The organism is Streptomyces sp. NPDC056128, assembly GCF_042263835.1.
Lineage (GTDB): Bacteria > Actinomycetota > Actinomycetes > Streptomycetales > Streptomycetaceae > Streptomyces.
Genome location: NZ_JBHJVQ010000002.1, coordinates 752,864 through 774,350, shown reverse-complemented (window position 1 = coordinate 774,350; position 21,487 = coordinate 752,864). Strand labels below are relative to the sequence as shown.

The following is a 21,487-nucleotide window of genomic DNA, read 5'->3' as shown; positions in this document are numbered from 1 at the left end:
CGGGCAGTCGTGCCGCTGGGGCGGCACGGGTGGGCGCAGGCGGCACCCGGCAAGCGCCGGCAAGCGCACCCACCCCCCGCCACCAGCACACCGCCACCGCGCGACCGCGGTCCGCCGCACCCACCCCCCTCCACCAGCCCCCCACCCCCCTCCACCCCGGCGCCTGGTGGCTCTGGGCCCTCTCCCTCGGTACCGCCGCCACCCGCACCACCAACCCCCTCCTCCTCTCCCTCCTCATCGCCGTCTCCGCCTACGTCGTGATCTCCCGCCGCCCCCACGCCCCGTGGTCCCGTTCCTACGGCGCCTTCGTCAAGCTCGCCCTGGCCGTCCTCGTCATCCGCCTCCTCTTCACCACGGTCCTCGGCTCCCCCATCCCCGGCACCCACACCCTCGTCACGCTCCCCGAAGTCCCCCTCCCCGACTGGGCGCAGGGCATCCGCCTGGGCGGCCGGGTCACCGCCGAGGGCCTCGCCTTCGCCCTGTACGACGCGATGAAGCTCGCCACGCTCCTCATCTGCGTCGGCGCCGCGAACGCCCTCGCCAACCCCTCCCGCCTCCTCAAGTCCCTCCCCGGCGCCCTGTACGAGATGGGCGTCGCCGTCGTCGTCGCCCTCACCTTCGCGCCGAACCTCATCGCCGACGTCCAGCGCCTGCGCGCCGCCCGCCGCCTCCGGGGCCGCCCAGACAAGGGCGTACGGGGCCTGCTCCAGGTCGGACTCCCGGTACTGGAGGGCGCCCTGGAGCGCTCCGTCGCCCTCGCCGCCGCGATGGACGCCCGCGGCTACGGCCGTACCGCCCAGGTCCCCACCGCCGTCCGCCGTACCACCGCCGCCCTCACCCTGGGCGGCCTGCTCGGCGTCTGCGCGGGAACGTACGGGCTGCTCACCGCCGCGGGCGGCACATACGGCATCCCCGTCCTGGTCGTCGGCCTCGGAGCCGCGCTCGCGGGCCTGTGGCTCGGCGGACGGCGCACGGTCCGCACCCGCTACCGCCCGGACCGCTGGGACGCCCGCGCCTGGCTGGTGACCGGCTCCGGCGTGGCGGTCGCGGCCGCGCTGTTCCTCGCCGCCGCCCGCGACCCGGCGGCGCTGCACCCGAGCGTGGTCCCGCTGGTCGCGCCGTCGCTCCCGCTGTGGCCGGCCGCCGCGATCCTCGTCGGCCTGCTCCCGGCGTTCATCACCCCCGCACCCGAGACCGCCGCGAAGGAGCCGTCGTGATCCGCTTCGAGGACGTGTCGGTCACGTACGACGGACTGACCCAACCAGCCGTCCAGGGCGTGGACTTCGAGGTCCCGGAGGGCGAACTGGTCCTCCTCGCGGGCCCGTCCGGCGTCGGCAAGTCCACCGTCCTCGGCGCGGTCGGCGGCCTCGTCCCGCACTTCACCGGCGGCACCCTGCGCGGCCGGGTCACCGTGGCCGGCCGCGACACCCGCACCCACAAACCGCGTGAACTCGCCGACGTGGTCGGCACGGTGGGCCAGGACCCGCTCTCCCACTTCGTGACGGACACCGTCGAGGACGAACTGGCCTACGGCATGGAGTCGCTGGGCCTGGCCCCCGACGTGATGCGCCGCCGGGTCGAGGAGACCCTCGACCTCCTGGGCCTCTCCGACCTCCGCTCCCGCCCCATCGCCACGCTCTCCGGCGGCCAGCAGCAGCGGGTCGCCATCGGCTCGGTCCTCACCCCGCATCCCGACGTGCTGGTCCTGGACGAGCCGACCTCCGCCCTGGACCCCGCCGCCGCCGAGGAGGTCCTGGCCGTCCTCCAGCGCCTCGTCCACGACCTCGGTACGACGGTCCTGATGGCCGAGCACCGCCTGGAGCGGGTCATCCAGTACGCCGACCAGGTCGTGCTGCTCCAGGCCCCGGGTGCCGCGCCGGTGCTCGGCGCCCCCGCGGACGTGATGGCCATGTCCCCGGTGTATCCGCCGGTGGTGGGTCTTGGCAGGCTGGCCGGCTGGTCCCCGCTGCCGCTGACGATCCGCGACGCCCGCCGCCGCGCGGCCCCGCTGCGGGAACGGCTGGCCGACCGCCGGATCCCGGAGCACACCCCGCCGACGGCCGTACTCCCCGCACCGCCCGCCCTCGGCGCGACCCCCCGCCGCCGACGACTCCGCGGCCGCAAGGCCGCGCAGCCGACCGCCAACCCCACCCCCACCCCCGCCCCGTACGCCGCCGAGGTCCGCTCCCTCGCCGTGCGCCGCGACCGCGTCCAGGCCCTGCGCCACATCGACCTGACCGTCTCCCCGGGCGAGACCGTCGCCCTGATGGGCCGCAACGGCGCGGGCAAGTCGACGCTCCTCTCCGCGCTCGTCGGCCTCGTCGCACCGTCCTCCGGTACGGTCCGGGCGGGCGACGCCGTACCGCACCGCACGGCACCCCGCGACCTCGTACGCCGCGTCGGCCTGGTCCCCCAGGAGCCGCGGGACCTGCTGTACGCCGACACGGTCGCCGGCGAGTGCGCGGCCGCCGACCGGGACGCGGACGCGACCCCCGGCACCTGCCGCGCCCTCCTCACCCAACTGCTCCCCGGCGTCACGGACGACACGCACCCCCGCGACCTCTCGGAGGGCCAGCGCCTCACCCTCGCCCTGTCCGTGGTCCTCACGGCCCGCCCTCCCCTCCTCCTGCTGGACGAGCCGACGCGCGGCCTGGACTACGCGGCGAAGGCCCGCCTGGCCGGCATCCTGCGCGGTCTGGCGGCCGAGGGGCACGCGATCGTGCTGGCCACGCACGACGTGGAGCTGGCCGCCGAGCTGGCCCACCGGGTGGTGCTGCTCGCCGAGGGCGAGGTGATCGCCGACGGCCCGGCGGCGGACGTGGTGGTGGCCTCCCCGTCCTTCGCGCCGCAGGTGGCGAAGGTACTGGCCCCGCGTAAGTGGCTCACGGTCGCGCAGGTACGAGAGGCCCTGGCATGACCGGGAACCGTGTCGCTCCCCACGACCGCCAGGCCCGCGCCGTCCGCCTGGGCCCTCGCTCGGTCACCGCACTGATCCTGGTCAGCGCGGTCGGCGTGGCCGGCTTCGGCTGGCCCTTCCTGGCACCGCCGGACGCCTCCCTCAACGCACACGCCCAGGACGCGCCGTGGCTGTTCGCGGGCCTGCTGGTGCTGCTGGTGGCCGTGGTGGCGGCGACGATCTCGGAGTCGGGCCTGGGCCCGAAGGCCGTGGCGATGCTCGGCGTCCTGGCGGCGGCGGGCGCGGCCCTGCGCCCCATCGGCGCGGGGACGGCCGGTCTGGAGCCGATGTTCTTCCTGATGGTCCTCAGCGGCCGGGTCCTCGGCCCGGGCTTCGGCTTCGTCCTCGGCTCGGTCACGATGTTCGCGTCTGCGCTGCTCACGGGCGGGGTGGGCCCGTGGATGCCGTTCCAGATGCTGTCGATGGGCTGGTTCACGATGGGCGCGGGCCTGCTGCCCGCCCCCGACCGCCTGCGCGGCCGCGCCGAACTCCTCCTGCTGGCCGCGTACGGCTTCCTGGCGGCCTTCGCCTACGGCACGGTGATGAATCTGGCGGGCTGGACCTTCATGAACACCCTCGCCTCGAACATCGCCTTCGACCCGGACGCGTCGGTCGCCTCCAACCTGGCCCGCTTCCTCGCCTACTGCCTGGCCACGTCCCTCGGCTGGGACGGCGGCCGCGCCGCGATGACGGTCGTCCTGACCCTCACCCTCGGCACCCCGGTCCTGAAGGCGCTACGCCGCGCCACCCGCAGAGCGGCCTTCGAGGCCCCGATCACCTTCGAAGACCCCGACAAGGCGAACCGTCCCGCGTAAAGGGTGATCGGGGCCACTCAGCCAAGCCCCGTCCGGAACCTGCGCCGGTACTCCGTCGGGGTCGTGTCGAGGCGGCGGCGGAAGGCTCTGATCAGGGTGTCGACGGTGCCGAAGCCGCAGGTGGTGGCGAGGCGGTCCAGGGTGGCGTCGGTGGATTCGAGCTGGTGGCGGGCCGCCTCGACGCGGGCGGACTCGATGTAGGCGTGCGGGGTCGTGCCGAGTTCGGTCTTGAAGATGCGGGTGAGCTGGCGGTCGCTGACGTGGAGGCGGGCGGCGAGGTCGGCGACGGTGAGCGGTTCGGCGAGGTTGCGCATGATGTGATGGCGCAGCTCCTCGACGCGCCGGGTCGTGGAGACCTGCTCCAGCGGGACGCTGAACTGGCTCTGCCCGCTCGGCCGCTTCAGGTACATCACCAACTGCCGGGCCACGCGAAGCGCCACCGCCTCGCCGAGGTCGTCGGCGACCAGGGCGAGGGACAGGTCCAGGCAGGAGCTGATGCCCGCGCCGGTCCACACGTCGCCCTCGCGGACGAAGATCGGGTCGGCGTCGACCTCGACCGCCGGGTGGTCGTCCGCGAGTTGCCGCGCAGTCGACCAGTGCGTCGTGGCCCGCTTGCCGTCGAGGAGTCCGGCGGCGGCCAGGATGTGCGCTCCGACGCAGACCGACGTGACCCGTCGGGTCCGTTCCGCGAGCCTCCTCACCCACTCGACCACCGCCGGGTCGGTGAGCGCCCGGACCCTGCGTCGGTCGTCGATCTCGACCGCGCCGGGCACGATCAAGGTGTCGATACGCCGCGCGGACATCCCCTCGAACGTGGCGTCGGGCAGGACGCGGACCCCTGCGGCGGTGGTGACCGGGTCCATGGTCCCGGCGGTGAGGACCACCTCGTAGCCCGCCGCGTCCTCCGTCTCGCGCCGCGCGAGGGAGAACACCTCCGGCGGTCCGGTGACGTCCAGCAGGTCGACGCCCTCGAAGAGGACGACGACGATCAGTCTTCTTACGGGGTGAGAGGGGTTCAAGGGGTTCAAGGGTCTCCCAGGTGCCGGGCATCGCCGCCATGTCGGTATCTGCAGGTTAGACGACATTGCCGACATCGTCGGAGGGTCATAGCGTCGAAGGCGCAGGTATACCAATTCCCTCCGGAACCAGGAGTCTTCCCATGCCCAGAACCACCCTCCGCCGCCTCAACGGACTCGACGACACCCCCGCCAAGCTCGCCGACTCCACCCTCGTCCTCGTCGACTACCAGAACACCTACACGACCGGCGTGATGGAACTCGACGGCTGGCAGGCCGCGCTCGACGCCGGTGCCCGGCTGCTGGCCCGCGCCCGCCGGGAAGGCGCCCAGGTCATCCACGTCGTCCACGACGGCGGCGAGGGCACCCCGTACGACCTCGGGGCCGAGATCGGGCAGATCCACCCGAGCGTCGCACCGGTCGACGGCGAACCCGTCGTCACCAAGAAGGCACCGGACTCCTTCTTCGGCACGGACCTGGGCGAGCACGTCGACGCGGCAGGCAACAACGACCTCGTCGTCATCGGCTTCATGACGCACATGTGCGTGGCCTTCACCGCCCAGGGCGCCTTCCTGCGCGGCAACCGCCCCACGGTCGTCGCCGACGCCTGCGCCACCCGTGCCCTCCCGGTCGCGGACACCGAACTCGACGCCCGCCAGGTGCACTACAGCGCCCTCGCCACGGTCGCCGACATGTACGGGGTCGTCGTGCCGTCGCAGGAGTCCCTGACCTAGCCCCGGCCTAGTGGTCCTCGGTGAGATCCCGGAGGGCTCGAAGCAGGTGCGCCCGTTGCGCCTCGCCGAGAGGTGCGAAGAGGTCCCGCAGGGCGCCGGTCGCCAACTGCCGGCCTTCCGCGAGTGCTGCCTGCCCCGACTCGGTGAGCGCGTGTTCGAGGCGTCGCCCATGGCCCGCGGACCGGGTGATGAGCCCGCGATCCACGAGCCGGTTCGCGAGCGTGCCGAACGCCTGGTCGCTCTGGAACGTCGCGACAGCGAGTTCGTGCCCGGAGGCTCCGGGCATCCGCTCGATGGCGCGCAGAGCGTCCCACTGGACGAGGCTGACCCCGATCTCGCGCAGCGCGGCGTCCATCGCACGGTGATTGCGGTACTGGGCACGCTTGATCGCCTGCCCGAGGGCTTCCAGGTCGGTCGTCATGGTGGTAGCGTATCAACACTCTTATATAAATATGTTGATTCATTGCTTACAGCGGAGCGCCATGAACCTCTCTCTCGTCGAGGACCTTCCCGCCCTCCAGGCCGGCTCCCCCGCAGCACGCACCGCCCTCGTGCTGCACGGTGGCGGTGGACCCCGGACCGTCGCGCCCGTCGTGGGGCATCTCGCAGCCACCCTGCACTCGTTCGCGCCCACGCATCCCGGCTGGGAGGGCACGGCGCGCCCCGACTCCATCGCCTCGATCGCTCAGCTCGCGGCCGCCTATCTCGCCCGCCTGCGCGAGCACGAAGCGCGCGACGTCGTGCTGATCGGGTCCTCGATCGGCGGGTGGGTCGCTCTTGAGATGGCGGTGCAGGCCGCCTCCGACGACCGCCACGCAGGAGTGATCGGGGGCGTGGTCGTCATCAACGGCGTCGGCCCGGTGGTGGACGGCGAGCCCGTCGCGGACTTCTTCGCCCTCGACGCCCGCGGGCTCGCCGAGGCCGCCTGGCACGACCCGGAGCGCGGCTACGTCGACCCGGCCCGCCTCACCGACGAGCAGCGGGCGATCCAGCAGGCGAACCGACGCGCCGTGGCCGCCGTCGCGGGCCGGAGCATGAGCGATCCGACGCTGCTCGGCCGGCTCGACACGGTGGACGTCCCGACACTCGTGGTCTGGGGCGAGAGCGACCGCGTCGTCACGCCGGCCTATGGGCGGGCCGTCGCACGCGCCGTACCCGACGCGCAGTTCATCGAGGTCCCGGAAGCCGGACACCTCCCTCACCTCGAGGCCCCCGACGCGACCTGGGCGGCGATCGATCCCTTCCTCGCACAGCTCTAGTCCGGTGCGGAGCCGCCCCCGCACTCGAACCACACGGCCTTGCCGCCCCTCGGCCCCGGCTCCACGCCCCACTTGTCCACCACCGCGTCCAGCAGCACCAGCCCCCGCCCGCTCTCCGAGTCGTCGCTCACCCGCGCGGCCAGGACGGGGTGCCGGGGACTGCCGTCCGCCACCTCCACCCGGACGCCACCGCCCGCCTGCCGCAGCAACAGCACCGTGCAGCGGCGGTCCGGGACATGGCGTACGACGTTGGCCAGCAGCTCGGTCACACCGAGTTCCACGGCCTCGGCCAGGTCGGTGCGGTCCCACTCGCGCAGGTACGAGCGGACGATGCGGCGGACGTGCCGGGCCGAGTGCGCGCCGGCCGTGAAGCTCATCCGATAGAGAAAGAATTGATTCACGGCACGAGCCTGACGTCGGACGACTACCGTGGGCTACGGAACGGATACAACCGGTCCCGCAGTGGGCCGAGTTGTGCGAGAGGGGGCTCTTCGCATGACCCACGTCAACGTCCTCGACCCGGGCGCCTCACCGCTCGACTACTACGGCTTCGAGTTGCGCCGCCATCGGGAGGCGGCCGGTCTCACGCAGCGGCAGCTCGGGGACATCGTCAACTACACCGGCTCGCTGGTCGGGCAGATCGAAACAGCGCGGAAGGTTCCGACGCGTGAGTTCAGCGAGCGCGTAGACGCCGCGCTCGGTACGGGCGGCTTACTGTCCCGGCTGGTCGACCTGGTGATGCGCAGCCAGCAGCCCGCATGGTTTCAACAGGTGGCCGAGTTGCAGGCGAGGGCCACCGAGATCTACTCGTTCGAGACGCACATGGTCCACGGTCTACTGCAGACCAACGCGTACGCCCGTGCCGTCCTCGGCGCCCTGGACCAGAGCAACCTCGACGACCGCACCGCCGTCCGGATCGCCCGCCAGAACATCTTCGAGAAGGAGGTGCCGCCGGTCTTCTGGGCCGTGCTCAGTGAGGCCGCGCTGCATCAGAAGATCGGTGGTCGCAGGGTCATGCGGGAGCAACTCGCCCGCCTGTTGGCCTTCGAGGCCAATCCACGGATCAACATCCAGATTCTGCCCTTCTCGGCGGGAGCACACGCGGGGCTACAAGGCTCGTTCGACGTCTACCGATTCGCGAGCGATCCGTCCATCGTCTATACCGAGGGGTACGGAAGTGGGCATCCGACCGCCAATCCGGACACCGTCAAAGACTGCTCACTCCGATACGATCATCTCCAGGCATCCGCACTCTCCCTCCGAGAATCGGCGGAGTTCATCCGGGGCTTGATGGAGGACAGCTATGGAGAGCAAGGCGATTCCGACGGGGATCCAGTGGCGTAAGTCCAGCTACAGCGGCGACCAAGGCGGCAACTGCGTCGAGGTAGCCGAGCTGACCCCCCACCCCACCGTCGCCGTCCGCGACTCCAAGACCCCCGCGGGCCCGATCCTCACCCTCACCCCCGCCACGTTCGCCACCTTCGTCGGCTGGGCCTCCGCCACTCCCGAATGATCTGACCGGTCACGGACAACGTTTCTGTTCGATTTATCGTCTTCGCACGTGCCCCCGCCGTGCACCCCGATGACGCCGAACGGAAACCTCGACCGTGGTCCCTGCCGAACTCACCGTCCCCAGGCCCGATCGGCGTCAGGAGAGACGCGCGAGCGATGCCCTGCGTGCCTTCGGGCACCGGCATCGCGTGCCGTTGCTCGCCACGCTGCCCATCATCCCGCTGTACGCGGTGTGGTGGGTGTTTCTCGCCACGGGCGGGGGTGACCTCGCCGCCCAGCAGGCGTGGGCGGACTTCGCGTCGCGGCACGGGGGTTCGGCGTACGGGCTGTTCTGGTACGGCGGGATGCACACCGCCAACTACAGCGTCATCTCGCCGTACTTGATGGCCCTGCTCGGGGTGCGCACCGTCACCCTGGTCGCCGGCCTGGCCGCCTCCTGGCTGACGGCCGTGCTGATCGTACGGAGCGGAGTACGCCGGCCGCTGTGGCCCGCGCTGCTCGCGTCGCTCGCGCTGTGGTGCAACGTCGCCTCGGGCCGGACCACCTTCGCGCTCGGCGTCGCCTTCGCCGTGGCCGCCTGCGTGCCGCTGGTCCGGGAGCGGAGGCTGTACCTCGCCGCCGGGTACGCGGCGCTGGCCACCCTGGCCTCGCCGGTGGCCGGGTTGTTCCTCGCCGTGGTGGGGGCCGGGTACCTGATGGTGCGCGACTGGGGGCGCGCTCTCGTGCTCCTCATACCCCCGGCCGCCGTCGTCGGGCTGACGACGCTGCTGTTCCCCTTCAGCGGGGAGCAGCCGATGCCGGCGGGCCGCATATGGCCGCCGGTCGTGCTCGGCCTCGCCGTCACCGTGCTGGCCCCGCGTACCTGGCGGGTCGCCCGGTGGGGCGGGGCCGTCTACGCGATCGGGACCGTACTGACGTACCTCATCGCCTCGCCGGTCGGGACGAACGTCGAACGGTTCGCGGAACTGTTCGCCCCCGCCGTGCTGCTGGCGGCCCTGCTCTCCGCGTCGCCCGCGGACATCGCGCCCCGGCTGCGGCGGCTCGCGCGCGGTCTGCTGGCCGTCGCGCTGGTCTACTCCGTCGGGTGGGTGGGGCAGAAGACCGCCGACGATCTCACGGAGTACACCGTGGTGCCCGCCTGGGCGGCCCGGACGGACGGGGTCGTGCGGGCGCTGGAAGGGCTGGGCGCCGACCGTACGCGGGTGGAGGTGGTGCCCGCCCGCGACCACCGCGAGGCCGCCCGGCTCGCCCCGCACATCAATCTGGCCCGGGGCTGGAACCGGCAGCTCGACGTGGAGCGCGCCCGCCTCTTCTACGACGGCAGCTTCTCCCCGTCCACCTACCGGGCCTGGCTGGACCACTGGGCGGTCGGCTTCGTCGTCCTCCCCCTCGGCAAGCCGGACGGCCCGGCCAGGGCCGAGGCGGCACTCGTACGGGACCCGGAGCTGCGGCCCGACTGGCTGGAGCCCGTCTGGCAGGACGCCCACTGGAGGGTCTACCGGGTGCGGGACGCCGTACCGCTCGTCTCCACCCCCGGCACCGTCGTGACCAGCACCGGCGTCGACCTCGTGCTGCGCGTGGACCGGCCCGGCGCCGTGACCGTGCGGGTCGCCTGGTCGCCGTGGCTGCGGTCGGACGGCGGCTGCCTCGCGCGGGACGGCGACTTCACCCGGCTGACCGTCGAGGCGCCGGGTGAGTACCGGCTCAGCTCCCGGTACGGTCCTTCGCCGGGCTCGGCGGACCGCTGCTGACTCCTTCCGACGTGCCCCGGGGCCTGGGCGTGGTCACGGTGACCGCCGCCGCCGTGAGGGTCCTGGCCCGCGGGCCCTGGAACAGGTACGTCAGGCCGAAGCCCGCGGCGACCACGGCCGCGCCGCCCACCGCGTCCAGCAGCCAGTGGTTGCCGGTCGCCACGATCGCCGAGGCGGTGAAGAGGGGGTGGAGCAGGCCCAGGGCCTTCATCCACATCTTCGGCGCGATGATCGCGATCACCACGCCGCACCACAGCGACCAGCCGAAGTGCAGCGACGGCATCGCCGCGTACTGGTTGGTGAGGTGCGTCAGGGTGCCGTAGTCCGGCTTCGTGAAGTCCTGCACGCCGTGCACCGTGTCGATGATGCCGAGCCCCGGCATCAGCCGCGGCGGGGCCAGCGGATACAGCCAGAAGCCGACCAGGGCCAGCAGGGTGGCGAAGCCCAGGGAGGCGCGGGCCCAGCGGTAGTCGACCGGGCGGCGCCAGTACAGGACGCCCAGGACCGCCAGCGGGACGACGAAGTGGAACGACGTGTAGTAGAAGTCGAAGAAGTCCCGCAGCCAGCCGACCTTCACCACCGCGTGGTTGATCGCGTGCTCGACGTCGATGTGCAGGAAGCGCTCGATGTCGAGGATCTGCCACCCGTGCTCCTCGGCGCGGGCCCGGCCCGCCGAGTTGCTGCCGCCGGTCGCCGCGAGGCGGACCTGGGAGTAGGCGGCGTACGTGACCCGGATGAGGAGCAGCTCCAGGAGCAGGTTCGGGCGGGTGAGGACCCGGCGCAGGAACGGGAGCAGGGGGACGTGCTTGAAACGGGTCGGGACCGCCGGGGCGTGGCTCGTCGGGACCGGCGTCTCGAAGTACGGCGACGTGCGGGACAGGAAGGGCACGGCGACGGCGGCGGCCAGGGCGGCGAGCAGGACGACGTTGTCGCGCAGCGGGTACAGGGCCGCCATGTTCGGCAGCATCATCTTCGCGGGCAGCGTCATGACCAGGACGACGGCGACCGGCCACACGTACCGGTCGGAGGCGCGCTTGCCGACCCGGCCGACCAGGGCGGGCAGCACCCACAGCAGCTGGTGCTGCCAGGTGGCCGGGGACACCACGACGGCCGCGCAGCCGGTCACGGCGACCGCGAGCAGCAGCTGGCCGTCGCGGGCGTAGCGCACGGCGCGGCGCAGGGCGAGGCCGGCGACGGCCGCGCCGAGGGCGAGGAAGAGGACGATCTCCAGCGGGCCGGAGAGGCCGAGCCGCAGCAGGGCGCCGTGCAGTGACTGGTTGGCGAGGTCGTCGGCCTCGCCGCCCAGGCCCACGCCGGCCATGTGGTGGACCCAGTACGTGTACGAGTCCTGTGCCATGGCCGCCCAGGCGACGGCGGTGCAGGCGACGAACGTGATCCCCGTGGAGACGGCGGCGCGTCTGCGGTCGGTGAACCACAGCAGGGGGACGAAGAGCAGAACGGTCGGCTGGAAGGCCGCGGCGACGCCGATGAGGACTCCGCCGATCCGGTCGCCGTGCGCGCCGCGTACGGCGAAGCAGCCGACCAGGACGAGGAGCACCGGGATGATGCTGGTCTGGCCGAGCCACAGGGCGTTGCGCACCGGCAGGGACAGCATCAGCAGGCTGACGGCCACGGGCGCCGCCAGCAGCGCCGTACGGCGGCCGACGGGCTGGGGCAGGGCGCGGGCGGCCACCAGGCCGAGGGCCACGACCAGCAGCAGCGAGCCGAAGGTCCAGCCCCAGCCGAGGGCCTGTTCGGCGGCGCGGGTGAAGGGTTTGAGGACGAGGCCCACGAAAGGGGTGCCGGTGAACTGCGTGGATTCGTACAGCGACCCCTTCACATGCAGGACGCCGTACTCACCCACCCAGGTCTCCAGGTCCGTCAGGCGTTCGCCGCGCGGTGTGCCGAGTACCGCGGCCAGCTGTCGTACGGCGAGGACGGCGGCGATCAGCCACAGGCCCAGGCGCGCGGCGCGCAGCCTTGCTCTGGTCGCGTCGGCGGCCGACGCTCCGAAGGACTCCGCCGGTCGCCCACTGTGCTCCGCATTCGCCACGCCTCGTCGGCCTCCCGCCCCGTAGAACCGCCCGTACCGCGCCCGTGTACGCAGTGTGTCTTTCCTGCGAACCCTATGAGGCTCGCACCACCCCCGGGGGGAGACGCAGGCAGCCCCCGCTCAACCTGACCGCCGTCCGCGTTTCGTTCCGCGTTTTCCGGGACCTTTTTCGCGAGAAGGATCACAGGTCGCGGCGTACACGGTGGTCCGCGGCGCGCGGACGTCCCTGCATGTACGCCGTTTTGGTGCACAGTGCAACGAAAAGCATACCGGGCGTAAGCGGCGGATCAGCGCCTATGGTCGCTTTTCTGCCCGTGGCCGAGTGCCGCGGGCTCTTTCCGGCCCGGCGACAGCGCCGCCGTGCGGGTCGTGGCGTCCCTGTCCCCGTCGAAAGGTAGGCGAGCGAAGTCTTGTCGGCCGCCCACGTCGCCGCTGCGTCGTCCCCCTCGGTCTCCGCGTCCGCGTCCGCGTCTCCGTCGCCTTCCGGCGCCGAGCCCACCGTCACCGATCCCGCGCTGGTCCGGCGTGCCGTCAAGGCGGCGGCGCTCGGCAACGCGATGGAGTGGTTCGACTTCGGTGTCTACAGCTACATCGCCGTGACGCTCGGCAAGGTGTTCTTCCCGTCGGGCAACCCGACGGCCCAGCTCCTGTCCACCTTCGGTGCCTTCGCGGCCGCCTTCCTGGTCCGGCCGCTCGGCGGCATGGTCTTCGGGCCGCTCGGGGACCGGGTCGGGCGGCAGAAGGTGCTCGCCCTGACGATGATCCTGATGGCTGCGGGTACGTTCGCGATCGGGCTGATCCCGTCGTACGCGACGATCGGCGTGTGGGCGCCGGTGCTGTTGCTGGCCGCGCGGCTGGTGCAGGGGTTCTCGACCGGGGGTGAGTACGCGGGCGCGTCCACCTTCATCGCGGAGTACGCGCCGGACAAGCGGCGCGGGTTCCTCGGGAGCTGGCTGGAGTTCGGCACGCTGGCCGGGTACATCGGCGGTGCGGGCCTGGTGACCCTCATGACGGCGCTGCTCTCGGACGGCGACCTCACGTCGTGGGGCTGGCGGATCCCGTTCCTGATCGCCGGGCCGATGGGCATCGTCGGGCTGTATCTGCGGATGCGGCTGGAGGAGACGCCGGCGTTCGCGGCCGAGGTGGCGAAGGCGGAGAAGACGCGGCCGAAGGTGCCGCTGCGGGAGATGGTCACCGGGCAGTGGCGGGCGCTGCTGCTCTGCGTCGGGCTGGTGCTGGTCTTCAACGTCACCGATTACATGCTGCTGTCGTACATGCCCAGCTATCTGACGAGCGAGCTGAAGTACGACGAGACGCACGGGCTGCTCGTGGTGCTGGCCGTGATGGCGCTGATGATGGTCGTCCAGCCGTTCGCGGGCGCGCTGACCGACCGGGTCGGGCGGCGGCCGGTGATCGCGGCGGGCTGCGCGGGGTTCCTGCTGCTGTCCGTCCCGGCGCTGCTGCTGATCCGCGAGGGCAGTCTGGTGGCCGTGGGGCTGGGGATGGCCGCGCTGGGGCTGCTGCTGGTGTGCTTCACGGCTTCGATGCCGTCCGCGCTGCCGGCGCTGTTCCCGACGCGGGTGCGGTACGGGTCGCTGTCGATCGGGTTCAACATCTCCGTGTCCCTGTTCGGCGGGACGACGCCGCTGGTGGTGACGGCGCTGATCGGGGCCACGGGGGACATGATGATGCCCGCGTATTACATGATGGCGGCGGCTGTGGTCGGTGGCGTCGCGGTGTGGTTCATGTCGGAGTCGGCGGGGCGGCCGTTGCCGGGGTCGGCGCCGGCGGTTGCACCGGCGGCTGATGGCCGCTGATGCCTGCGGCGGCCTGTGGCTGCTTCGGTGGGGGTGCGCGTAGCGCGGTGCGTTTGCGTGGTGGGTCGGGGCCGCGCCGGGGGGTGTCCGTCCTCGGAACGGCGCGGAATCGGTCGGCCACAGAAGTGCCCTGAGTTGACGCGCCAACCGCTGCGGGCGGACACCCCCCGACACGACCCCTTCGCGCCGTACGCGGCTATCCCGCCACGAGCCGGGGGTTGTGCACGCTACCTCTCCAGCCGCAGAGTTGAACGCGTTCAATAAGCCTGCCAAGGTATCTCTCCACGGCCCACTCCTACCGGTTGGCCGATGCGGACTGAGGGGGGTCCTGGTGGCGGGCGAAAGCAGGCTGCGTGCATTGGGGGCGGCTCTCGGTGGCTTGATGGTGGTTTGGCTGCTCTGACGGCGTGCGCCGGTCCCTATCAGTACTACGAGGGAACAGGGATCCACGACGCCACGGCGGCCGAAGTCGCTGGGGGCTGGGAAAACGTCGAGGGGACCCGTGTGGTGCTTCGCAAAGACGGAACGGCTCTCCTCGAAAAGCTCGACGGGCAGGACTTCGACTTCGAGGACGGCTGGCGCCTGTCCGGCACGGGAACCTGGCAACTGGCCGACGACGACGGCGGGCAGGTTGTCCGACTCGCGCTGGCAGCCCGGACCCGAGTGGAGAGCCGTTCCCTCGCGACGGCCACCAACACCTCGACCCCTGAACCACCATCGACGTACGCGTGGTCCTTGTATGTGGACCGTGATCAGCACGGCGAGTTGAAGCTGTTCTTCTTCTACGGCGATCCCGACATCGGGAACACCTACGTGATGACGCGTGAGACAGGGTCATAGCCATTCGTTGATCGCTGCGACCAGCACAGTCGCCTCGTAGCGGACCGCGAGCTTGTCATAGCGCGTGGCGACAGCGCGGTTCCTCTTGCGGCGGTTGATCCCGCACTCGACCGTATGGCGCTCGCGGTAGTCGACCGGGTCGAAGTGCGGCGGCCGGCCGCCGCGGGAGCCGAGCCTCTGGCGGTTGCGGGCCTGGTCGGCCTTGTCCGGGATGGTGCAGCGGATCCCGCGGCGGCGCAGGCAGGCGCGGTTCCTGCGGGAGGCGTACGCCTTGTCAAACACGCCGCCCGGCGGTTCCTTCTGCAGGTCGCCCCGCTTGCGGGCCCCGGCCGCATGCTGGTGGGCACGGCACACCGTGGAGTCGACACTCAGGTCCCACGTGATCGCGCCCTTCCCGTCGGCCAGGGACTGGAGATGGGTAAAGATCCGGTGCCAGGTGCCATCCCGCTGCCATCGACGGAACAGGTCATAGACCCGGCCCCACGGCCCGTACTCGGCGAGCACGTCCCGCCACGGCACACCAGTCCGGAACCGTATGCCGTCAATCGGCAACAACGGTGCCAGCACCGCCCACTGCTCGTCCGTGATACACGGCCTAGCTGCGGGCAGTCGTGCCGCTGGGGCGGCACCCGTCCCAAAGAGAGCGGTACCCGGCCAGCGCCGGTCCGCGTCACCCACCCCGCGTCCACACCCACGCCGGGTGCGGCCGAAACACGCCCACCGGAACGCCCGACACGCCCCTACCCCACGGCATATCTTCGTCAGCGCATCTACTTAGGAAGACTAACGACGCACACGAGAGGCCCGTCATGAGCGAGTCGCAGCTCTGGGAAGACGTCGACGCCTACTTCATCAGCCATCTCACCCCCGACGACCCCGCGCTGGACGCCGCCCTGCGGGAGAGCGAGGCCGCCCAGCTGCCGCCGGTGAACGTCACCGCCAACCAGGGCAAACTCCTCCAGCTCCTCGCCCAGATCCAGGGCGCCCGCACCATCCTGGAGATCGGCACCCTCGGCGGCTACAGCACCATCTGGATGGCCCGCGCCCTGCCCGCCGACGGCCGCCTCGTCACGCTGGAGTACAGCGCCCGGCACGCCGAGGTCGCCACCCGCAACCTCGCCCGGGCCGGGCTCGACGCCCTCGTCGACGTACGCGTGGGCCCCGCGCTGGAGTCGCTGCCGAAGCTCGCCGACGAGAACCCGGCCCCCTTCGACCTGGTCTTCATCGACGCCGACAAGGGCAACAACCCGCACTACCTGGAGTGGGCCCTCAAGCTCACCAGCACCGGCAGCCTCATCGTCGTCGACAACGTGGTCCGCGAAGGGCGGGTCGCCGACCCCGACGACACCGCCGACGACGTACGCGGCACCCGCGCCGCCATCGAACTGATCGGCTCCCACCCCAGGCTCAGCGGCACCGCGATCCAGACCGTCGGCGGCAAGGGCTACGACGGCTTCGCACTGGCGCGCGTGCTGGCCTGAACGACCGCTTCCGGGTGCTAGACCTCGTGGTAGAAGCCGACGTTGACGCTGCGCGGCTCCGATCGGTCCTGGACCACGATCTCGCCGCTGCCGCCCCTCGGCAGCGGCACGGTGCCGCCGTACGCCACGGACTGCACGTGCGGACCCACGGTCAGCCGGACCTCCGAGGACGGATCCGGCTGGGAGCCGCGCAGCCAGGTCAGCCGCCACGTGCCGTCGGCGCCGCAACGGAACTCCAGGTGGACCCGGGAGACGAACAGCCAGTCCTCCGGCGTCGACAGCCGGCACACGGACTTGTCCCGGCCCACCCGCAGTACCGCGTCCGGCTCGCTGGGCGCCTCGGCCATCTGCATGCCGGCCGTGGCTCCCGCGTCCGCCGCGGTGACCGTGGCCATGGTCAGTTCGAGCACGTGCGCTCCTTCGAAGACCTCAGGACGTCCGTCGTTGGATTGTCGCCGCCGAATGATAGATCGGCCGGTGGCACGGTGTCCGGCACAATGGGGTCATGACCGAGCGAAAGCCACCGGGCGTCGACTTCGAGTCCTGGGTCGACAAACAGATTCGCGAAGCGGAAGCGCGCGGCGAATTCGCCGGCCTGTCCGGCGCGGGCAAGCCCCTCGCGAGCGAGATGGACAGCACCTACGACGAACTGTGGTGGGTGAAGAGGAAGATGGCCCGCGAGGGCTTCTCCGTGCTGCCGCCCGCCCTCGCCCTGCGCAAGGAGGCGGAGGACGCCCTGGAGGCGGCCCTGAAGGCGCCGTCGGAGCGGGTGGTCCGCCGGATCATCGAGGCGGTCAACGTCAAGATCCGCGACATGCTGCTCAAGCCGCCGCCCGGCCCCCCGCTGGGTAGGAAGCCCTACGACGTCGACGAGGTCGTACGGCAGTGGCGGGAGCGCCGGGCGGAGCGGTGACGCCTGCGCGTCACAGGCGCATCAAGCGGTCCGCCAGCTCGCGGTAGTCCCGCAGGGCCAGGCGGAGTTGTTCGGTGTCGGTGGTCGGTGCGCGGCCGTCCTCGCCGGTGTCCTGCCAGGACGTGCGCAGGGTCCCGCGGCGGTGCGTCACCGCGTCCGCCAGGCGGGCGGCGAGCTCCTCCAGCACCCGGTCCGCCTCCTCGACGGAGGCGCGCGGCGCGTCCACGAACCCGGCCACCGCGTGGTGCAGCCGCTGGCCGAGCTTGTCGCCCTCGTCGTGCGGGAGGAGCGGACCGGCGGCGTCGTGAGCGGGGGTGGTGGGAGTGGTGGGGGTGGCCGGGGTAGTGGGGGTGGCCGGGGTGGTGGGGGTGGTGCGGGCATCGGGTGTCGCTGAGGCTTCGGGGTGGGCAGGGGTGGCGGGAGTTACGGGGGTGACCGCTGTGACCGGGGCTTCCTTGAGCGGGGTTCCGGTCTTCGGGGCGGGTGTGGCCTCGGGGGCAGGGGTGCCCTCGGAGACCGGAGTGGCCTTGGGGAGCGGGGTGGCCTTGGGGTCGGGGGTGTCGCCGGGGTTTCGGGTCACGTCGGGCATGCCTCAGCTCTCCTTCGGCCGGCGCTTGCCGAGCGACCACGTGTGCGGGGCGCGGGCCGCGGGGGCGGGTTCACCGGTGTCCGTGGCGGTTCGGGGGCGGGCGGTCTCGTGCCGGCCCGGGCGGACCAGCTCCTCGAACAGCGCGCGGGCCGCGACCATGGACTCGCGCAGCTCCTCCGTGTCCGCGCCGCTCTCCTGGGCGCCGTCCACGCGCGTGTGCGTCACGCGGTGCACGCGCCGGTAGCCGTCGACTTGGTGGGCGTGGTGCACGGACAGCGCCGCGAGCTGCTCGTCGTACTGGTCGCCGCCCGGGAAGCCCCGGACCCCGGCCAGCTCCGCGAGCAGCCGGTCCGCCTCGCCGACCGCCTCGCGCGGGGAGTCGACGAAGCGCTCCTGGGCGGCGGTCCAGCGCGCCTCGAAGCGCTCGCGCTCGGCGGACTCCAACGGCCGCGTGTGCAACGACCCGTGCCGCTCGACCCGTTCGCCCAGTTCACGCTCGGCGGCCTTGGTGTCGCCGTCGTGCCGGGCAACCGCCCGGTCGTACTCCGGCCCGAAGCGGCGCTTCAGGCTTCCGCCGTGCTGGGGACCCCGTGCTCGCTGCGCAACGACGGCCGCGACGACGAGCACGGCCGCCACGATCACGATCAAAGCGATGATCACGCCTGTGGACATGAGTGCCTTCCGGGTTTCGGCCCTACCGGCTCTCCGAACGGGCCGGTTCGCCGTTCGTGTTGCCCCGGACCGCGCGCTCAAACGGCCGTCGGGGCGCGCCGACCGCACGCCGCCGGGAGCCGGAGGGAAAATACGCTTGCCCGCCGCGCCGGTTCTCTCCCGACAATGTGCTCATGACCTGGACCATCTCCCCGGAACCGTACGACTCCCCCGTCGCCGCCGCCCTCTGGCGCGCGTACTACACGGAGGTCAGCGACCGCTGGTACCTGCTGCACGAGGGGCGGCGCACCGACCCCGGCGAGCTGGAACGCGAGATCGCGGCGGAGTCCGGCGCCGAACTCGTCCCGCCCCGGGGGCGGTTGCTGGTCGCGCGGTACGGCGGTGAACCGGCCGGCACCTCGGGCGTACGGCTGCTGGACGCCACCACGGCCGAACTGACCCGGGTCTTCGTGTACGAGGGGATGCGGGGCCGGGGCGGTGCGGCGCTGCTCGTGCGGGCCGCCGAGGATGCGGCACGGGCGCTCGGGGCGGCCCGCATGATCCTCGACACGCGCACCGACCTCGTCGAGGCCCGCACCCTGTACGCACGCCTCGGCTACACCGAGACCGAGGCCCACAACGAGAGCCCGTACGCCCAGCACTGGTTCGCGAAAGGGCTCCGGGTCGCCGCCTGAGGGGCCTGTTTCCGTCTGGGGAAGCCGACATTCCGGGGGCTCGTGCGCGGAAGTGTGGAGAATATCTGCATAATCTCTGGAGTTCGCGAGGGGAGTCGCGAGGGGAGGGACGGACGCGTGGAACAGGAGCGGCCCACGGGGGCCTCGTGCCCGGAGTGCGGCACACCCAGAGAGGCGGACAACACGCCTTCCTGCGGCTGCGGCTCACGGGCGTCCGACGCCCTGCGCGACGCGCGCACGGCACAGGCGGCAGCGGCCGAGGACTTCAACCCGCTGCGGATCCGGCCGTATGTCGAATTGGACGGCGGGGCTGCTTCGGGGGGCGGGGGCCTTTCGGGGGGCGGGAGTTCGTCGGGGGCCGGAAGCCCCTCGGGGCCCGGGAACCCCTCGGGGGCCGGGAACCCCTCGGGGGCCGGGAACCCTTCCGGGAGCGCGGGTCCGGGGGGTGCGGCCACGAGGGCTGGGGTCCCGGGGGCTGGGGTCCCGGAGGCTGGGGTCCCGGAGGCTTCACGCCCCGGGGTTGGGGCCACGGGGGCTACGGCCCCAGGGGCTTCAAGTCCCGGCGTTGCGGCCACGGGAGCTACGGCCCCAGGGGCTTCGACTCCAGGGGCTCCGGGCACAGGGGCTACGGCTCCGGGGACTGCGCCCACGGGGACCGTGGCTCCAGGGGCGAACCCTCCGGGGCGTAGGACCTCGGAGGGCTCGGCAGCGGAGGGCACGTCCTCGGGTGCCACGTCGTCGGGGGCTTCGGCACCGGGGAGCGGATCCTCGGGTGCTTCGGCAGCGGAGGGCGCGCCCTCGGAGGCCACCTCGTCCGGTGCCACGTCCTCGGGGGCCGCGCCCGCCGGGAACGCGGCTTCGCACGGCACGGACCCGGACGCCACCATGACGCTACGCGCCGTCGGCGCCGAGGCGACCTCCGCGCTGCCCACCCCGCTGGCACCCTCGGCCGCCCCACCCCGCGCGCACGACCTGCGCCTCTTCGAGACCGCGGCCACCGCGCCCGTACCGTCCGGCGCGGGACCCTCGGACGGCTCCGGCCGGCGCCGGTCGCGCAGGCGGCGTAAGGGCATGCTGCTGAGCGCCGCCGGAGCGGTCGTGGTCGTGGTGGGCGCCGCGGGGTACGCGAGCGGGCTGTTCTCCTACGAGGCGCCGTCACGGGACGGAGCGCTGCCGGACGAGGTCCGGGCCAGCGTGCCGGACCCGTCGGCCAGTGAGGGCACCCCGACCGCAGGAACGACCGCCTCCCCCGTCCCGCAGGCCGGCTCCGCGGCGCCGTCCCCGTCGGCCTCCGCGTCCGCCTCCGCGAGCCCGTCGGCCTCGCCGTCCCCGTCGGCGTCGAGCGCGTCGCCCTCGCCGTCCCGGTCGGCCGAACCGACGCCGAGCGCGACGGCCACGGCGACCGAGAAGGCCCCGCAGGAGTCGGAGGACGACGGCCAGGACTTCTACGGCGGCCCGGGACTGCAGCGCGGCGACCGGGGCCCGGAGGTCGTGGAACTCCAGCAGCGGCTGGCCGAGTTGTACCTGTACACCGGTGACATCGACGGCAGCTACAACCACCGCGTCGAGGACTCGGTCCGCACGTACCAGTGGGCCCGCGGCATCCGCTCAGACGACCTCGGCGTCTACGGACCGGACACCCGGCGCCAACTGGAGTCGGAGACGCGCGAGCCCTGACGCCCCGGCCAGGAGGTCAGCCGATGTGCAGCCGCAGGCCGCCGTCGGCGCCGGCCTCCACCCGTACCGCCGTGAGGTCCTCCACGACCACGTCCGGACCGTGGAAGCCGGCCCGCGGGCCCACGCCCACGACCCGCATCCCGGCGGCCCGGGCGGCCGCGATGCCGGCACCGGAGTCCTCGAAGGCGACGCAGTCCGCGGGGGCGATGCCCAGTTCGGCGGCGCCCTTGAGGAAGCCCTCGGGGTCGGGCTTGCTGGCGCCGACCGACTCGGCGGTGACCCGGACGTCCGGCTGCGCGAGCCCGGCGGCGGCCATCCGCGCGGTGGACAGCGCCACGTCGGCGGAGGTCACCAGGGCGTGCGGGAGGCCGCGCAGCGAGGCGAGGAAGTCCGGCGCGCCGGGGATCGCGACGACGCCCTCGGTGTCGGCGGTCTCCTCGGCGAGCATGCGCGCGTTGTCGGCGTGGTTCTGCTCCATGGGCCGGTCCGGCAGCAGCAGCGCCATCGAGGCGTAGCCCTGCCGTCCGTGGACGACCTTCAGGACCTCGTCGCCGTCCAGGCCGTTCCGGTCGGCCCAGCGCCGCCAGACGCGCTCGACGGCGGCGTCCGAGTTGACGAGGGTGCCGTCCATGTCGAGCAGCAGGGCGCGGGCGGGCAGAACGGTGGTGGCGGTGGCCGTCATCGGCAGTCTCCAGGGTGCGGGGAGGAAACAAGGCGGCCCCGCCCGC

The 21,487-nt window shown here is 72.6% G+C and carries 23 protein-coding genes; 14 read left to right on the top strand and 9 right to left on the bottom strand.

What is annotated here, in order from left to right:
* Positions 1 to 29: 29 nt before the first annotated feature.
* Genes ACFC1X_RS07440 through ACFC1X_RS07430 form a run of 3 tightly spaced genes read left to right on the top strand, consistent with a single transcriptional unit; the run spans position 30 to position 3,771 of the window.
* The gene (locus ACFC1X_RS07440) at positions 30 to 1,217 is read left to right on the top strand and encodes an energy-coupling factor transporter transmembrane component T (protein WP_376349575.1); all 1,188 of its coding nucleotides are present in this window, start codon (positions 30 to 32) and stop codon (positions 1,215 to 1,217) included.
* Entirely contained in the window at positions 1,214 to 2,917 is a 1,704-nt protein-coding gene (locus tag ACFC1X_RS07435; RefSeq protein ID WP_376349573.1) for an ABC transporter ATP-binding protein, read from the top strand. Before ACFC1X_RS07440 ends, ACFC1X_RS07435 begins: the two co-directional genes overlap by 4 nt.
* Positions 2,914 to 3,771, top strand: a complete 858-nt coding sequence (locus tag ACFC1X_RS07430; protein WP_376349571.1) for an ECF transporter S component — start codon at positions 2,914 to 2,916, stop codon at positions 3,769 to 3,771. The genes ACFC1X_RS07435 and ACFC1X_RS07430 overlap by 4 nt, the downstream gene beginning before the upstream one ends.
* A gap of 17 nt (positions 3,772 to 3,788) precedes the next feature.
* Here ACFC1X_RS07430 and ACFC1X_RS07425 read toward each other — a convergent pair whose 3' ends face one another.
* Positions 3,789 to 4,790: a GlxA family transcriptional regulator gene (locus ACFC1X_RS07425; protein ID WP_376349570.1), complete on the bottom strand. Its 1,002-nt coding sequence runs from the start codon at positions 4,788 to 4,790 to the stop codon at positions 3,789 to 3,791.
* A 140-nt stretch (positions 4,791 to 4,930) separates the two neighbouring features.
* Here ACFC1X_RS07425 and ACFC1X_RS07420 point away from each other — a divergent pair, with 140 nt between their 5' ends.
* Positions 4,931 to 5,521 carry a cysteine hydrolase family protein gene (locus ACFC1X_RS07420; RefSeq protein ID WP_376349568.1) on the top strand — a complete coding sequence of 197 codons (591 nt, stop codon included), beginning with the start codon at positions 4,931 to 4,933 and terminating at the stop codon, positions 5,519 to 5,521.
* A 7-nt stretch (positions 5,522 to 5,528) separates the two neighbouring features.
* Here the strand turns inward: ACFC1X_RS07420 and ACFC1X_RS07415 are convergent, their stop codons facing one another.
* On the bottom strand, positions 5,529 to 5,942 hold the full coding sequence (locus ACFC1X_RS07415; RefSeq protein ID WP_376349566.1) for a MarR family winged helix-turn-helix transcriptional regulator: 414 nt from the start codon (positions 5,940 to 5,942) through the stop codon (positions 5,529 to 5,531).
* Between the two features lie 61 nt (positions 5,943 to 6,003).
* On the opposite strand from ACFC1X_RS07415, the gene ACFC1X_RS07410 reads away from it, so the two are divergent.
* Positions 6,004 to 6,780 (top strand): alpha/beta fold hydrolase, encoded by a 777-nt coding sequence (locus ACFC1X_RS07410; protein WP_376349564.1) that lies wholly within the window; start codon positions 6,004 to 6,006, stop codon positions 6,778 to 6,780.
* Here ACFC1X_RS07410 and ACFC1X_RS07405 read toward each other — a convergent pair.
* Positions 6,777 to 7,157 carry an ATP-binding protein gene (locus ACFC1X_RS07405; protein ID WP_376349563.1) on the bottom strand — a complete coding sequence of 127 codons (381 nt, stop codon included), beginning with the start codon at positions 7,155 to 7,157 and terminating at the stop codon, positions 6,777 to 6,779. The two genes, ACFC1X_RS07410 and ACFC1X_RS07405, sit on opposite strands and share 4 nt — an antisense overlap.
* Positions 7,158 to 7,275: 118 nt before the next feature.
* Here ACFC1X_RS07405 and ACFC1X_RS07400 point away from each other — a divergent pair, with 118 nt between their 5' ends.
* From ACFC1X_RS07400 to ACFC1X_RS07390, 3 genes are all read left to right on the top strand, one after another.
* On the top strand, positions 7,276 to 8,124 hold the full coding sequence (locus tag ACFC1X_RS07400) for a helix-turn-helix domain-containing protein (protein ID WP_376349561.1): 849 nt from the start codon (positions 7,276 to 7,278) through the stop codon (positions 8,122 to 8,124).
* Positions 8,084 to 8,293, top strand: a complete 210-nt coding sequence (locus tag ACFC1X_RS07395) for a DUF397 domain-containing protein (protein WP_376349559.1) — start codon at positions 8,084 to 8,086, stop codon at positions 8,291 to 8,293. Before ACFC1X_RS07400 ends, ACFC1X_RS07395 begins: the two co-directional genes overlap by 41 nt.
* A gap of 94 nt (positions 8,294 to 8,387) precedes the next feature.
* Positions 8,388 to 10,043 carry a hypothetical protein gene (locus ACFC1X_RS07390; protein ID WP_376349557.1) on the top strand — a complete coding sequence of 552 codons (1,656 nt, stop codon included), beginning with the start codon at positions 8,388 to 8,390 and terminating at the stop codon, positions 10,041 to 10,043.
* Here ACFC1X_RS07390 and ACFC1X_RS07385 read toward each other — a convergent pair.
* Positions 9,997 to 12,096, bottom strand: coding sequence for a bifunctional glycosyltransferase 87/phosphatase PAP2 family protein (locus ACFC1X_RS07385; protein ID WP_376349556.1), 2,100 nt, complete (start codon positions 12,094 to 12,096; stop codon positions 9,997 to 9,999). The two genes, ACFC1X_RS07390 and ACFC1X_RS07385, sit on opposite strands and share 47 nt — an antisense overlap.
* A 410-nt stretch (positions 12,097 to 12,506) precedes the next feature.
* Here ACFC1X_RS07385 and proP point away from each other — a divergent pair, with 410 nt between their 5' ends.
* On the top strand, positions 12,507 to 13,913 hold the full coding sequence (gene proP, locus ACFC1X_RS07380; protein WP_376349554.1) for a glycine betaine/L-proline transporter ProP: 1,407 nt from the start codon (positions 12,507 to 12,509) through the stop codon (positions 13,911 to 13,913).
* A 390-nt stretch (positions 13,914 to 14,303) separates the two neighbouring features.
* A complete protein-coding gene (locus ACFC1X_RS07375; RefSeq protein ID WP_376349552.1) occupies positions 14,304 to 14,753 on the top strand; it encodes a hypothetical protein in 450 nt (149 codons plus the stop codon).
* Here the strand turns inward: ACFC1X_RS07375 and ACFC1X_RS07370 are convergent.
* Positions 14,748 to 15,362: a transposase gene (locus ACFC1X_RS07370; protein ID WP_376349793.1), complete on the bottom strand. Its 615-nt coding sequence runs from the start codon at positions 15,360 to 15,362 to the stop codon at positions 14,748 to 14,750. The two genes, ACFC1X_RS07375 and ACFC1X_RS07370, sit on opposite strands and share 6 nt — an antisense overlap.
* Before the next feature lie 200 nt (positions 15,363 to 15,562).
* Here ACFC1X_RS07370 and ACFC1X_RS07365 point away from each other — a divergent pair, with 200 nt between their 5' ends.
* Complete coding sequence (locus tag ACFC1X_RS07365; protein ID WP_376349550.1) at positions 15,563 to 16,234, top strand: O-methyltransferase; 672 nt, start codon at positions 15,563 to 15,565, stop codon at positions 16,232 to 16,234.
* Positions 16,235 to 16,251: 17 nt separating this feature from the next.
* Here ACFC1X_RS07365 and ACFC1X_RS07360 read toward each other — a convergent pair whose 3' ends face one another.
* On the bottom strand, positions 16,252 to 16,644 hold the full coding sequence (locus tag ACFC1X_RS07360; RefSeq protein WP_376349548.1) for a hypothetical protein: 393 nt from the start codon (positions 16,642 to 16,644) through the stop codon (positions 16,252 to 16,254).
* A 95-nt stretch (positions 16,645 to 16,739) separates the two neighbouring features.
* Between ACFC1X_RS07360 and ACFC1X_RS07355 the strand changes: the two genes are divergently transcribed.
* A complete protein-coding gene (locus ACFC1X_RS07355; RefSeq protein ID WP_376349546.1) occupies positions 16,740 to 17,147 on the top strand; it encodes a DUF1992 domain-containing protein in 408 nt (135 codons plus the stop codon).
* Between the two features lie 10 nt (positions 17,148 to 17,157).
* Here the strand turns inward: ACFC1X_RS07355 and ACFC1X_RS07350 are convergent, their stop codons facing one another.
* Entirely contained in the window at positions 17,158 to 17,736 is a 579-nt protein-coding gene (locus tag ACFC1X_RS07350; RefSeq protein ID WP_376349544.1) for a hypothetical protein, read from the bottom strand.
* Positions 17,737 to 17,739: 3 nt separating this feature from the next.
* Positions 17,740 to 18,408, bottom strand: a complete 669-nt coding sequence (locus ACFC1X_RS07345) for a hypothetical protein (protein ID WP_376349542.1) — start codon at positions 18,406 to 18,408, stop codon at positions 17,740 to 17,742.
* 173 nt (positions 18,409 to 18,581) lie between these two features.
* Between ACFC1X_RS07345 and ACFC1X_RS07340 the strand changes: the two genes are divergently transcribed.
* Together ACFC1X_RS07340 and ACFC1X_RS07335 are read left to right on the top strand one after the other, a co-directional pair.
* A complete protein-coding gene (locus ACFC1X_RS07340) occupies positions 18,582 to 19,082 on the top strand; it encodes a GNAT family N-acetyltransferase (RefSeq protein WP_376349540.1) in 501 nt (166 codons plus the stop codon).
* An 885-nt stretch (positions 19,083 to 19,967) separates the two neighbouring features.
* Positions 19,968 to 20,759, top strand: coding sequence for a peptidoglycan-binding protein (locus ACFC1X_RS07335; protein WP_376349539.1), 792 nt, complete (start codon positions 19,968 to 19,970; stop codon positions 20,757 to 20,759).
* Positions 20,760 to 20,775: 16 nt separating this feature from the next.
* Here the strand turns inward: ACFC1X_RS07335 and ACFC1X_RS07330 are convergent, their stop codons facing one another.
* Positions 20,776 to 21,441 (bottom strand): HAD-IA family hydrolase, encoded by a 666-nt coding sequence (locus tag ACFC1X_RS07330; RefSeq protein ID WP_234954243.1) that lies wholly within the window; start codon positions 21,439 to 21,441, stop codon positions 20,776 to 20,778.
* Positions 21,442 to 21,487 lie beyond the last annotated feature (46 nt).

Coding starts and splice junctions, on each gene's coding strand:
- ACFC1X_RS07430 (WP_376349571.1), top strand. CDS start 2,914: ATGACCGGGAACCGTGTCGCTCCCCACGACCGCCAGGCCCGCGCCGTC.
- ACFC1X_RS07420 (WP_376349568.1), top strand. CDS start 4,931: ATGCCCAGAACCACCCTCCGCCGCCTCAACGGACTCGACGACACCCCC.
- ACFC1X_RS07415 (WP_376349566.1), bottom strand. CDS start 5,942: ATGACGACCGACCTGGAAGCCCTCGGGCAGGCGATCAAGCGTGCCCAG.
- ACFC1X_RS07410 (WP_376349564.1), top strand. CDS start 6,004: ATGAACCTCTCTCTCGTCGAGGACCTTCCCGCCCTCCAGGCCGGCTCC.
- ACFC1X_RS07405 (WP_376349563.1), bottom strand. CDS start 7,157: ATGAGCTTCACGGCCGGCGCGCACTCGGCCCGGCACGTCCGCCGCATC.
- ACFC1X_RS07400 (WP_376349561.1), top strand. CDS start 7,276: ATGACCCACGTCAACGTCCTCGACCCGGGCGCCTCACCGCTCGACTAC.
- ACFC1X_RS07395 (WP_376349559.1), top strand. CDS start 8,084: ATGGAGAGCAAGGCGATTCCGACGGGGATCCAGTGGCGTAAGTCCAGC.
- ACFC1X_RS07365 (WP_376349550.1), top strand. CDS start 15,563: ATGAGCGAGTCGCAGCTCTGGGAAGACGTCGACGCCTACTTCATCAGC.
- ACFC1X_RS07355 (WP_376349546.1), top strand. CDS start 16,740: ATGACCGAGCGAAAGCCACCGGGCGTCGACTTCGAGTCCTGGGTCGAC.
- ACFC1X_RS07350 (WP_376349544.1), bottom strand. CDS start 17,736: ATGCCCGACGTGACCCGAAACCCCGGCGACACCCCCGACCCCAAGGCC.
- ACFC1X_RS07345 (WP_376349542.1), bottom strand. CDS start 18,408: ATGTCCACAGGCGTGATCATCGCTTTGATCGTGATCGTGGCGGCCGTG.
- ACFC1X_RS07340 (WP_376349540.1), top strand. CDS start 18,582: ATGACCTGGACCATCTCCCCGGAACCGTACGACTCCCCCGTCGCCGCC.
- ACFC1X_RS07335 (WP_376349539.1), top strand. CDS start 19,968: ATGACGCTACGCGCCGTCGGCGCCGAGGCGACCTCCGCGCTGCCCACC.
- ACFC1X_RS07330 (WP_234954243.1), bottom strand. CDS start 21,441: ATGACGGCCACCGCCACCACCGTTCTGCCCGCCCGCGCCCTGCTGCTC.